The sequence below is a fragment of the candidate division KSB1 bacterium genome, assembly GCA_022562085.1.
Classification (GTDB): domain Bacteria; phylum Zhuqueibacterota; class Zhuqueibacteria; order Oceanimicrobiales; family Oceanimicrobiaceae; genus Oceanimicrobium.
In genome coordinates this window covers 1-13,340 of the sequence record JADFPY010000008.1, presented here as the reverse complement: position 1 = coordinate 13,340, position 13,340 = coordinate 1, and the positions used below count along the sequence as shown (strand labels likewise).

Annotated in this window: 10 protein-coding genes; all 10 read right to left on the bottom strand. The window is 43.1% G+C overall.

Annotation, left to right across the window (positions count from 1 at the left end; all coding sequences use genetic code 11):
• Positions 1-29: 29 nt before the first annotated feature.
• The gene (gene ffh / locus IH879_01530) at positions 30-1,346 is read right to left on the bottom strand and encodes a signal recognition particle protein (GenBank protein MCH7673617.1); all 1,317 of its coding nucleotides are present in this window, start codon (positions 1,344-1,346) and stop codon (positions 30-32) included.
• A 247-nt stretch (positions 1,347-1,593) separates the two neighbouring features.
• The gene (locus IH879_01525; protein MCH7673616.1) at positions 1,594-2,520 is read right to left on the bottom strand and encodes a translation initiation factor eIF-2B; all 927 of its coding nucleotides are present in this window, start codon (positions 2,518-2,520) and stop codon (positions 1,594-1,596) included.
• 89 nt (positions 2,521-2,609) lie between these two features.
• Positions 2,610-4,049, bottom strand: coding sequence for an NADH-quinone oxidoreductase subunit N (locus IH879_01520; GenBank protein MCH7673615.1), 1,440 nt, complete (start codon positions 4,047-4,049; stop codon positions 2,610-2,612).
• An 8-nt stretch (positions 4,050-4,057) separates the two neighbouring features.
• Complete coding sequence (locus IH879_01515; GenBank protein ID MCH7673614.1) at positions 4,058-5,608, bottom strand: NADH-quinone oxidoreductase subunit M; 1,551 nt, start codon at positions 5,606-5,608, stop codon at positions 4,058-4,060.
• A gap of 10 nt (positions 5,609-5,618) precedes the next feature.
• On the bottom strand, positions 5,619-7,535 hold the full coding sequence (gene nuoL / locus IH879_01510; GenBank protein MCH7673613.1) for an NADH-quinone oxidoreductase subunit L: 1,917 nt from the start codon (positions 7,533-7,535) through the stop codon (positions 5,619-5,621).
• 272 nt (positions 7,536-7,807) lie between these two features.
• Entirely contained in the window at positions 7,808-8,107 is a 300-nt protein-coding gene (gene nuoK / locus IH879_01505; protein MCH7673612.1) for an NADH-quinone oxidoreductase subunit NuoK, read from the bottom strand.
• 5 nt (positions 8,108-8,112) lie between these two features.
• Positions 8,113-8,613, bottom strand: a complete 501-nt coding sequence (locus IH879_01500) for an NADH-quinone oxidoreductase subunit J (protein MCH7673611.1) — start codon at positions 8,611-8,613, stop codon at positions 8,113-8,115.
• Complete coding sequence (locus IH879_01495) at positions 8,614-10,128, bottom strand: sodium:proton antiporter (GenBank protein MCH7673610.1); 1,515 nt, start codon at positions 10,126-10,128, stop codon at positions 8,614-8,616.
• Positions 10,129-10,758: 630 nt separating this feature from the next.
• Positions 10,759-12,516: a bifunctional sulfate adenylyltransferase/adenylylsulfate kinase gene (locus tag IH879_01490; GenBank protein ID MCH7673609.1), complete on the bottom strand. Its 1,758-nt coding sequence runs from the start codon at positions 12,514-12,516 to the stop codon at positions 10,759-10,761.
• Between the two features lie 193 nt (positions 12,517-12,709).
• Positions 12,710-13,171: a hypothetical protein gene (locus tag IH879_01485; protein ID MCH7673608.1), complete on the bottom strand. Its 462-nt coding sequence runs from the start codon at positions 13,169-13,171 to the stop codon at positions 12,710-12,712.
• Positions 13,172-13,340: the final 169 nt, after the last annotated feature.

Here is a 13,340-nt window from a genome sequence, read left to right as displayed (position 1 = left end):
AACCTCCTTTTGAAATATTCATATCATCCTTAGAATCCCATCGGCAAGCCCTTCATGCCGACTTTACTCATTCTTTTAACCATTTTTTGCATCATTTGAAATTGCTTCAAAAGCTTATTAACTTCCTGAACATTGGTTCCGCTTCCTCTTGCCACGCGTTTTCTGCGGCTGCCGTCAATCATTGTAGGCCTCCTTCTCTCTTCAGGAGTCATCGAGTTAATGATAGCCTCGATGCGAATCAAAGCATGTTCGTCAACTGCCAAGCCTTTCATGGCTTTCCCGCCCATTCCGGGAATCATTTGCATGAGCTCTTCGAGTGGCCCCATATTTTTGATCTGTTGAAGCTGATCATAAAAATCTTCAAGGGTAAACTCCTGTCGGCGGAGTTTCTTCTCTATTTTCCTTGCTTTTTCTTCGTCAACGGCGTGCTGGGCTCTCTCCACCAGCGACACGACATCTCCCATCCCGAGGATTCGAGAAGCCATCCGGTCCGGATGAAATTTTTCCAATGCATCAAGTTTCTCGCCGACGCTGATAAATTTGATCGGTTTTCCAGTAACGGCTCGAATTGACAGCGCTGCACCGCCACGGGCATCTCCATCCAATTTAGTTAGAACAATTCCTGTGAAATCCAGGCGTTGTACGAATTCTTGCGCAGTATTTACCGCATCTTGACCGGTCATGCCGTCAGCCACGAAAAATATTTCATGAGGCTGCGTCTTTGCTTTGATTTCGGAAAGCTCCTCCATTAAAGCCTCGTCAACATGCAATCGACCGGCAGTATCAAAAATTACGGTGTCATTTGATGCTTTCTGAGCCTGTTGCAGACCTTGTGAACAGATTTTCACCGGTGTGCTTTCGAATTCGGCAAGCACACTAACCCCAACCTGGTCGGCAATGATTTTTAATTGTTCCACAGCAGCGGGCCGTTGAAGATCTGCTGCCACCAACAAAGGATTGCGGCCTTTATTTTTGAGGTGTTTGGCCAACTTACCAGCCAAAGTTGTTTTTCCTGAACCTTGCAACCCTACCAACATAATTACCGTTGGCGGAGTACTGGCTGTCTTGATGCCCGCCTCTGACTCACCCATTAGAGCGGTCAACTCAGCATGCAAAATTTTGATAACCTGTTGAGCCGGAGTGACACTTTTGATGACCTCGTGGCCTAATGCTCTTTCCTGTACGCTTGCAATAAAATTCTTTGCGACCTTGAAGTTTACATCTGCCTCAAGCAAGACCCGGCGGATTTCCCGCATAGTATCCGCAACATTTTTTTCGGTTAATTTACCGTGGCCGCGAAGGTTTTTAAAAACAACTTCAAATTTTTCAGTTAAATCCTGGAACATCTCTTCAATATAAAAGAAATTCACAGAGGATTCTGTGAATTATTTGAACTACGTAAATCCTTAATTTTACCTCTTCAGGTGCCGAGTTTAGCACAGCAATGTAAATAAAAATCGTGCCAGATGCAAGATATTTTTGAATTTATTTAAGCAAAAAAAGAGAGCTATTGACTGGCCAACAGCTTTACCAAGTCCGAAACCAACGCGCCATCATCATGGTTCAAGAAACGAATGTTTCTCTTTAAATGCTCTATTTAAGCAGATCCCTTAATTTAGTATTTACTTTTTGAGTGCTAATCTTACCACCGGCCTCGGTTGGTGTCAAAACGCCTTCTTCGGTAATGATACCGGTGAAAAGATCTAAAGGCACGGAATCAAAGTAATAGTTTTCAATCGTGGTCTCGGGTGGCGGGTCCGTCCAAACTTCATTTGGGTCGCGGGATTGCTCCTTTTTAGGGCTAAGTTTTTGAGGAATGAATTTACTGGATTCACAGGCTGCATAACATGGAACTACGGCTTCTTTTGCCAACAAACAGATTGCTTTAGTGCCGGTTTTATTAACCAGTGAACCTTCAGATAAACTATCTGCTCCTAAAAGCACAACATCTGCCCGTTCAACGCCGCGCCCAATCGCTGCATCGAACAGGTAAATTGATTGAATTCCCAACTCCGATAATTTGGCAGCAGCGGCCCGGCCTTCGCAGATGGGCCTTGATTCCGATTGAATAACTTGAAAAGATTTCCCTGCCTGGTGTGCTTTTTTTATGATTTCAAAAATCGTGCGACTGTTGCTGTGAACAAGCACAAACGCGTCCTCAGAAATCAATTCAGCGCCAAATTCAGCAACCTTTGAAACCGCGTTCCTCGAAAACTCGTCAAAGCGTTTAGCCTCACCGGAAATTTTTCTGGACAAAGCCAGAGAGTCTGTCGAAGTTTCTTTTTCAATTGTAAAAAAGATGGAATTAAATAAGTTCGTTAGTTGCGCCATGCCGACCTGTGCTTTCAATATTTCACCGGCGACCCGCTCAACTTCAGAAATCAACTTCTTTACCGGCTCAGCTGATTTTTCCTTTGCAAGAGCTTCCAAACAATCGGCCGTTTTCTGGGCTATCACAGAGGCCCCGGATTTATTATCACTTTTGATATCTTCTAAAATATTTTTGTAACTAAGATTCATTAATCATACATCTCCAAAACAACATCTAAAACATGAAAAGGAGTTTAAAACTTCTTTCGTCAATCAACATAATCGGTGTTTACTTCCGGTTAAATCATCGAGACCATCATTTTCTGAAACATCTCAATCCAGTGAGATGGGAAGAGTCCTAAGCCTAAAGTACCTACTGTAGCAAGCAGTAAACTTAGAGAAACAGCAGATACGCGTCTCGTCGAAGGCCATTTTTTATCAGATTGCCTCATAAACATGGCCACGACGACTCCTAAATAATAGTATACGGAAATCATCGAATTGACAACACTCAGTATAACCAACGGAATTTGACCCGCTTTTACCGCGGCCGAAAATAGATAAAATTTCCCAATAAATCCGGCGGTTGGCGGCAGGCCGGCGAGTGAAAACATAAATAGTGCCATGACGACCGCGATTACGGGTTTTTGAAACCCCAAGCCTTTGAAGTCGTCGAGTTCAAGAAACTCCTTCTCTTTCGTGCTTAAAAAGGAAATAACCCCCAAAGCACCGATATTCATAAAAGTATAAGAGAGCAAGTAAAAAACCACACTAGAGGCACCTGCCTGATTCCAGGCGACGATGCCAACCAGGATGTAACCCGCATGCGCAATTGATGAGTAGGCCAACATTCTCTTGATATTTTTTTGCACAAGCGCTGCTATGTTGCCAAAAAACATGGTAAGTACGGATACCACCCAGAGAACCGTGACCCAATCTGAAACCAATCCATCGGTTGCGGAAAACAGCACACGAAGCATCGCAGCAAAACCGGCCGCTTTTGAGCCGGTCGACATAAAGGCTGTGATTGGCGTTGGCGCACCTTGATAAACATCCGGGGCCCACATGTGGAACGGGAACATGGCTACTTTGAAACCAAGCCCGACGATGATCAAAATGCCTCCCAAAATCACCAACGGATTATCTTTAATTGAGGCGCCTAAAATAAAATTAGCGACTTCACGCAAATCAAAACTCCCGGTAGCGCCATAAATAAAGGCAATGCCATAGAGTAAAAACCCGCTGGCAAAAGCGCCGAGCAGGAAATATTTGAAAGCGGCTTCAAGGGATTTTTCTTCGGTCCTTTTAATGCCCACAAGAATGTAAAGCGAGATTGATAAAGTTTCGAGGCCCAGGTAGATAATCAGCAAATGACTGCTTGCAACCATGAGCATCATGCCCACGGTCGCGAATGCGGTAATGGCAAAAAACTCGGCATATAATAAATAACCGCCTTCATGCTGATTAAACGCGAGCATCATGCTGAGCGCTGCGCCAATCAGAAAAATAAAATTAAATACCAGAGAGAAATTATCGGCGCGAACCATTCCCCCAAACGCCAGGGCGTTTTCATTCCAAAGGCTTACAGAAAAATAAGCGCTCGCTGCCAGGCCCAACAAAAATATGATTAGGAGCATACTCTTGTTAATCCTCGAAAAAGCGAGGCTCAGACCTATCACGAGAAATCCCGTGAGGGTTAAGGCAATAATTGGTGAAATTGCGAAAAGGTTAAAAGACATAACTGAACTTATTTACCCTCTTCATCATTGAAAATATTTTTAAAAGCTAACTCACTTTCCGCTTTCAGAGAAACTATTTGCTTATCTTTCACAGTTTTGATCAAAGCCTCAACCGTGGGTTCCATTTTTTTCAAAAAGGCGTTGGGATAAACCCCAATAAATATGATGAAAGCTAGAATGGGAACCAGTACAGCAATTTCTCTTTTCGAAAGATCTTTCAGATCTTGGTTTTCTTTTTTGTCTAGTTTGCCAAACATGGTGCGCTGGAACATCAGCAGCATGTAGACCGCTGCCAGGATCACACCTGTTGCCGCAAGTACCGCATAAATTTTGTTATTCAGAAAAGTGCCCAATAAAATCAAGTATTCTCCGACAAAGCCATTCAGTCCTGGCAAGCCAATTGAAGACAAGGTTACGATCATAAAAAATGTAGTAAAAACCGGAAGCTGTTTGGCCAAACCGCCGAAATCCGCGATGAGCCGGGTGTGTCTGCGTTCGTAAAGCATTCCGACAATCAAAAACAAAGCACCGGTTGACAAGCCGTGATTGACCATTTGGAGCAAGCCGCCCTGCACGCCTTGATTATTTAAAGCAAAGATACCGAGCATAACCAACCCGAGGTGACTTACGCTGGAGTAGGCAACAAGCTTCTTCAAATCCGGCTGCACCATCGCGACCAAAGCGCCGTAGATAATGCCAATGACTCCGAGAATGAAAATCAGTGGTGTAAATTGTTCGATTGCGGACGGAAATAACGGAAAGCAGAATCGCAGAAATCCGTAAATCCCCATTTTTAAAAGTACACCGGCCAAAATGACACTGCCGCCGGTGGGCGCTTCAACGTGGGCATCCGGGAGCCAGGTATGAAATGGGAAAAGAGGGACTTTAATTGCGAAACTTAATCCAAATCCTAAAAACAGCCAGGTCTGATAGCCAAGAGGAATGTGTATTTGCTGGATTTTAAGAATATTAAATGTATACTCGCCGGTCAAGCCGCCGTGATAAAAATACAGAACGAGAATTGCAACCAGCATGAGCAGACTTCCGACAATTGTATAGAGAAAAAACTTGATTGCGGCATAGATGCGATTTTCTCCACCCCAAACTCCAATGAGAAAATACATCGGAATGAGCATAACTTCCCAGAAAACGTAAAATAAAAACAAGTCCATCGAAACAAACACACCAAGAATGCCGGTTTCTAAAAGTAACATCGAAACCAAATATCCTTTGATGTTTTTTGCCACTGCATTCCACGAAGCCAGGATGACAATCGGTGTTAAAAAGGTCGTCAGAAGCACCATAAACAAACTGATACCGTCGATGGCCAGGTGGTAGTTTATTCCGAATATGGGAATCCATGAGTGAAATTCCTCGAACTGCATTCCAGCTTTATTTTCAAAGACAAAGTATAAGGGTAGTGACAACAAAAAAATGGCCAGGCTGGATATCAAAGCCACATTTTTGAGCGCCGCCTCCTGGTCATTCTTAATAAAAAGAAGTATTGCAGCCGCTAGAATGGGTAAAAAAATTAAGAGTGTGAGTATTGGCAAATCCATTTCGTAATTCTTATCTCCATAAAAAATAACCGACCAAAACCACCACTCCAAAAATTATCGACAATGCGTAATTCTGAATGACCCCTGTTTCAATCCGCCGTAAAATATCGCTGCTCTTACCAATAACCCGCGCAATTTGGTTTACAAATCCATCGATAACTTTTATATCGATCCAGCGCCACAAGACTAAGTCCGAAACCAGTTTAATTGGGCGAACGATTAATGTATCGTAGACTTCATCAACATACCACTTGTTGGCAAAAATCCGGTAGATTCCGCGAGCTTTTTCGGCAACATCATCTGCCAGGTTGGGTCTGGCGACATAAAAAATGTAAGCAAATCCAATCCCCAGAAACGCAATCAGGATTGAAATGCCCATAAAACTCAATTCTAAACCCGGAAGATCGTGAGTGCTTTCGAAGATTTCAGCGTGGACATATTGAGTAAACACCGGCTCAAGGAAATGTTCGAATTTGTTAAAAATATGCGGGATTCCGATATATCCGCCCACAATTGCTAAAACTGCCAAAACGCCAAGTGGGATGGTCATGATTTTCGGCGATTCATGAATATGCTTGGCAACTTCCTTAGAAACTCGCGACCGACCATGGAACGTCATGAAAATCAGCCGGAACGTATAAAAGGCGGTTAGACCGGCTACCACTGCGCCAGCAAACCAAAGCCAGAATCCGCCAAACGGACTGCTCACGGCTTTCCAAAGAATTTCGTCTTTTGAGAAAAAGCCGGACAACAGCGGCACTCCGGCTAAAGCCAGAGCTCCGATTAAGAAAACCCGGTAGGTAATCGGCAATTTCTTTCTTAAACCACCCATTTTCGTCATATCCGTTTCATTACCCAGAGCGTGCATAACGCTGCCGGCGCTCAAAAACAAGAGCGCTTTAAAATATGCGTGGGTGCTGACATGGAAAATAGCTGCTCCAAAAGCTCCAACTCCACAAGCCAAAAACATATACCCCAATTGACTGATCGTCGAATAAGCCAGGACTTTCTTGATATCGTTACTCACCAAAGCAATCGTCGCGGCTAAAAAAGCAGTGCAAATACCAATAATGGCAATCACATTTAGCACAAAGGGTGAGCTTAAAAACAAAACATGGCAACGAACCACCATGTAAACGCCGGCGGTGACCATCGTGGCAGCATGAATCAAAGCGGAAACCGGCGTCGGACCGGCCATCGCGTCCGGCAGCCAGACGTAAAGAGGGATCTGGGCCGACTTCCCGGTCGCTCCGAGAAAAAGCAGCAAACAAATCGCAGTTGCAAGACTGGTGGTCAGTACTTCAGGTGCTTGGCTAAATACTACGTTGAAATTCAATGAACCAAAATGCAGGAAGATTAAGAACATTCCCAACAGGAAACCGAAATCGCCGATTCTGTTCATGACAAAAGCTTTTCTACCAGCATACGCGTAGTCGTTATTTTCAAACCAGAACCCGATGAGCAGATAGGAACAAAGTCCCACACCTTCCCAGCCGACAAACAGCAGGAGAAAATTGTCGGCTAAGACCAAAAGCAACATCGAGAAAGTAAACAGATTCAGGTAAGCAAAATAGCGGGCGAAGCTCCGATCGCCGTGCATGTAACCGATGGAGTAAACATGGATTAAAAAGCCGACTCCGGTCACCACTAAAAGCATCACCAACGAAAGCGGGTCGATGAGGAAACTAATATCGACTTGAAAATCGCCGGTTCGAATCCACGTGTAAATTGTTCTGCTAATGCTGCGTTCAGAAGCCGGAAGTTGCAGCACCTGAAAAAAAACAGTCGCAGACACAAAAAAGGAGAGTCCGATGGAGCCGCAAGCAACGGCACCGATTTGGCTCTCTTTCAATCGAGATCCGAACAACCCGTTAATTAAAAATCCCATTAAAGGGAATAAAGGAATCAGCCAGACGTAGTCGATCATTCTTAATGATTAAGATTTGTGGTTTATGGTTGTACTTAGAAATCAATATAAAATGAGAATTGGCGAGGAGAGAATAAAATAACGAGATTTGACAACAGCATTTTTCCCAGTGATTAAGGCCAGAAGCTAAACACCTCACTTCGCCTCTGAGAACGCCAGATTTCTCCTCCGCTATCGCTTCGTCGAAATGACAAAAACGTGCTCTCGAATCCGAATTCTTTCTTATATCTTCTATCCTCCATCCTCGATCTTCTATTCTCTATCTTCGAAAATTACCACTTCAAGATATTTATCTTGTCAATGGACACGGTCTCTTTAAGTCGAAAAATTGCAACGATCAAGGCAAGGCCCACTGCGACTTCTGCTGCAGCAACAACCATTACAAAAAAAACAAAAATCTGGCCGTCCAGAGCATTGAATTGTTTTGAAAATGCCACCAGGGTTAAATTAACCGCGTTAAGCATCAATTCAATGGACATGAAAATAACGATTGCGTTCCGTCTGGTCAGAACTCCCACGACGCCAATGGTGAAGAGTATTCCGCTTAGGAGCAAATAATATGAAATTGGTATTTCCATTATTTTAATTTAAGTTTCGCAAGAATGACTGAACCAATAATCGCGGAAAGCAGCAGAACGGACGTAATTTCAAATGGCAAAAGGTACTCGGTAAAAAGTAAGTTTCCAATTTCTTTGGTGCTGCCAATTTTTAAATCGCCTTCAACCAAAGGCGGGTTTGTAGTTCCGGAACGTAAAAATAAAACCAACTCGGCAAACAAAACGCCTGAGACTACAATACTCAAAATACGCAGAAGTCCGCCGGGACGCTGCCGTGAAGTCTCGCTTTTTAAATCTAAAAGCATGATCACAAACAAAAATAAAACCATAATTGCGCCGGCATAAACAATGATATGCACCGCTGCAATGAACGGTGCATTCAATAAAACAAAAAGACCGGCGACGGCAAAAAGGGTTAAAATCAGGAATAAGGCACAATAGATGGGATTACGATGAACAATCATCATAATCCCGGATGCGATAGCCACTGCAGCAAAAAGAAAAAATAAGATTGGAATCATTTAGAAAAAAATCCAGGCCGTAAGAGCAAACAACGGAACTAAAATTAAAACTGAATAAAGCATGTAACCGAAAAAGCTCGGCATTTTTATTTTCGATTCTTCCGCAATCGATTTTACCATAAAATTGGGTGCGTTGCCAATATAAGTATTGGCTCCAAAAAATACTGCGCCACAGCTAATTCCTAACAAATACTTGGAACCGTCCGTCATCAGCCAATCAACTGTTTCACCGAATTGTCCAAGAGCCGTATTAAAGAAGACCAAATAAGTCGGCGCATTGTCCAGAAAACTGGAAAGAGTTCCGGTTATCCAGAAATAATGGACGGGCTCCTTTACCGCATCGATAATAAAACTAAGCTGGCCTTCCTGTCCTGCTTTTAACATAGCAAGGGCGGGGATAATCGTGATAAAAATTCCGGCAAACAGCTTGGCGACTTCCTGAATCGGAAACCAGGTGAATTCATTGCCTTCGCGATAAGGTTTAGGTGTAATTTTTAATGAAAGCAGGCCCATTGAAATTAAAAAGAGATCGCGAACAATGTTTTGCCATTCCATGTGGACGCCGAAAATCGTGACTTCGCCCAAATGAAACTTACCGCTGAACAAAACCCCGCCAATCACGCCTAAAAGGAAGAGGACATTAAACAGTCCTTTTATATCCATTTTATATTTATGAGTTTTCATTTTATGGGTGTGGGGATTTTCAACCTCCACTTCTTCTTCAATTTCTATCACCATATGATCTGTCTTGTCGTGTTCGATATCAAAGTCAACGTCTTTCAAGTGCATCTTCTCATGCCAACCTTCTTTGCGGAACATGTAAGTATCCCACACAAAGAAAATAGCGAACAAGCAACCTACCAAGAAAATCATAGATGGAAAAAGCTTGAACGTCCAGAAAAATTCAACCCCTTGCAAAAAGCCAAGAAACAGGGGCGGATCTCCCAATGGAGTTAAAGAGCCGCCGATATTGGCAACTAAGAAAATAAAGAAAACAATAAGATGAACTTTAGACTTGCGGAATTTATTCATTAAAATATAAGGCCGGATGAGAACCATCGCCGCACCCGTGGTGCCAATCCATGAGGCCAGAGCGGTTCCAATCGCCAGGACAATTAGATTATTCAGCGGAAGACCGACCGGCGCTCCTTTGACAAAAATGCCACCAGCAATTGTATAAAGAGCCCAAAGTAATATAATGAATGGAATGTACTCTAAAAAATAGACGTGCAGGATTTCATGAACGGCTTCACCCCGGTAAGCGGTAAGAAAGGGAATTGTAAATAATAAGCCCCAAAATGCCGCTACTTTTCCAAAGTGATGGTGCCAGAATTCTTCAGCCACAAGAGGAAAGATTGCGATGGACAACAAAATGCCGACAAAAGGAATGATGCTCCAAAGAGGCAGGTTGGCGCCGAGACTTCCCCCTTCACCGCCTTCCGATTCCAAAGCATAGGCAGAGGCAAACGAAACTACCAAAAAAATTGCGGCCAACAGCACAATTATTTTCTTCATAATTTCCCTTTTCCCTAATTACTCCATTACAACTTTACTCGAATTTGCAATGCTTCGACCGGACAAACTTAATCAAATAATTTTTTCTCAAAATGTGTAAGGAGAATCAACAAACGGTGAAGTGCCGTTTTAGCCGAAGACAAAATATAACAAAATTCATATAAAGTCAAGCTAATTTTTGAAAACTCCAAGAACTAAAAAATTCATAAACCAATAAAATAAAGAACTTACGTGGGTATGAAAAGAAGATGGATAATCGTTAACCTATTTTGCAGGTTAACGCTCTCGGGGGAGGCATCAAGATAAAAAAGGCTCGATCGAATATCAACATTCGACCAAGCCTTTAGTTGGTTGAGAAAAAACTGCGGATTACTTCATCAAGATGCTTATCTTTAAAGGAGAATTTAAGATTAGAAATCGATGGCGGTATTAAAAATTTAGGTTGGGGAGATCAAAAGGTCAAATTTTAAACCGATATAAAAAAATAAATAGCATTTCTTTAAACATCTCGGCATTTTAAGCAGTCTTTCTTAGAAAACAGGGAGGAACGATAGAGAGGGATGACCTGTTTTGAAACATCGCGAAAAATTGCGGAGAAAACCAAAATTTTCTCCGCCAATCTTCACTCTTTTAACTTTCAGTACTTCTTACAAAGCCACGTTCAATCAAATAATTAAGAAGTTTTCGGGCGTTTTCTTCAGGGGTTTGGCCGACTGTATCCAAAGTTACCTCGGGATGACGGGGCTCTTCGTAAGGATCGTCAATGCCGGTAAAGCCGGTAATTTCTTTGCGGCGGGCTTTGGCGTACATCCCTTTGGTGTCCCGGGCTTCACAGACATCCAGTGGTGTATCCACAAATACTTCGACAAAATGTTCTTTCCCCATCATATTTCGGACATCGTTGCGAGTTGCCCGATAGGGACTTACCGCGGCACAAATAACAATGCCGCCGTGACGAATGATTTCAGACGCCACGTAACCAATTCGCCGGATGTTGGTATCCCGATCTTCTTTGCTAAAACCGAGGCCTTTTGAAAGGTGGGTTCTGACCACATCGCCATCAAGCACAGTAACATTCCGGCCATGTTCTTGCATAAGTACAGTCAACACATCAGCGGTAGTGGATTTACCGGCGCCGCTGAGTCCGGTAAACCAGACACACACACCCTGACGATGCCGGGCCGGATAGGCATCGGAAAGAATCTCAGCGACTTCCGGTCGCGAAAACCATTCCGGCAGAGGTTTACCTTTATTCAGATATTCTTCCCGAACTTGAGTACCGGAAATTGATGCCGTTTTCGTATCCGGCTCGATTTTCGAAACTTCTTCATAAACTTTTTTCTCAGGAAGATAAACAAATTCACGGAACGGTACCATGCCCACGCCAATTTCCTTTGAATGCTGTTCTACTAATTCCTGAGCATCATAAGGCCCGTAAAAAGGCTTGCCGGTGGAGTCCTTACCGGGACCAGCATGATCGCGGCCAACGATCAAATAATTGGCGCCGTAGTTTCTGCGAATGATGGCATGCCAGAGCGCTTCTCTTGGGCCGGCAAGTCTCATCGCTAAAGGTAGCAGCGAAAGCAAAATCCGGCCGGGTTCGTAATATTGATCTGCCAGGGCTTTGTAGGCACGCACGCGGGTAAAGTGATCGACGTCACCCGGTTTGGTCAATCCAACCACCGGATGCAAAAGCAAGACGCCATTTACTTCTTCACATGCCCGCTTTGTCAACTCTTCATGAACACGGTGCAGCGGGTTGCGTGTCTGAAATGCAACGATGTTTTTGCAACCAATTTCCTGCAGTTTTTCACGCGCCTGGGCCGGGGTCATGCGGAGATTTTGATAATCGAAATGTTTTGGCAGCTCGATCACCTGCAGCTTCCCTGAGATATTTAGCTTTCCCCATTTGTGCATTTCCGCCACCAAAGGATGACGGGAATCCTCGGAGCCAAAAACTTTTTGACACAACTCGGATTGATCCCACTCGTAAATATCTTCGACAGTCATGACTGCCAGCAGTTCGTATTTTGAGTTACGAAGTGCGATGTCCTGACCCTGCTCAATTCCTGCTTCAGAGTCAACAGACAGGGTAATCGGTATTGGAAAAAGGGTTCCGCTCGCCAAACGCATTTCATCCAAAACACTTTGATAGTCGGCTTTGCCCATGAAGCGATCCAGAGGCGAAAAAGCGCCGGTTGCTAAAAGCTCAAAATCACAAACCTGCCGGTCTGACAATTGGATCGAGGGGAGTTCGCCGGCATAAGTTTTTACTTCTTGTTTTTTTTCTTCAGGGACCAGAAGATTAACGAGAGTGCTACCATACGGTGGGATTAGTTCGAAATTCGCCGCCGCCGTTTTGGATTCCACAGATCTAGACTTGTGCATTTAAATATCTCCTTAAAAACAAAAACCCGACTGAATTCACCGATGAAAGCTGTATAATACAAGACCATACTAAAAGAAACTCAAACAAAAAAATTTCTTAACATGTGTGACGGCCATTGAATATTAAGGCGCTTTCAGATTTGTAAACCCATTTGAAATTTAGTTACCGGGATTAAATGAATAGAGGGAAACACTAAGAACCAGAATTCTCTATGTCAAGTTCAGTGTATTTTGATTTGATAATTTCGCTTTTTTCTGATGGTACAACTACTTTTTTTAACCAAATATCGTCCGGCATCCATCCTTTAAAACTTGAATAGTAAGTGTATAGTTGTTCTCTAATTATATTCTTTGAAAGCGGAAACAAATCTGCTTCTTTCTCAAGTAATCGATACAAATAAACGGCAGTTAGTTGATTCGCTGCTTCATTCCAGTGACCTTCGTTCTTAAAGCGAAAATTTGAGTAATCGTAATTATCGATATCATTATCAAATTTCTCATAAAGGTTTATCACATTATACTCTGAAAGGAGATCTTTTGCGGAATGCTCTTCATATCTCGGCAGAAGAACTACATAAAACTTCCCTCCATTCATCTCCACCGATTCTTTCCAGGAATGAAGCAATAATTTGAATATCGCCAAACTTTTCTTCAAATCATCGGTCTCCTGACCTGCAATAAAGGCTTGCTGAATCCCATCAGCCCGCTTTGAGTGAAAATGTTTCTTGCGATTTTTTTTGGCGAAAAAATCTTCTATAGCGCGTTTATTGACATTCCTGCTTTTTGACAACAATACTTGTCGAATATCTATCATTAAATAGGTA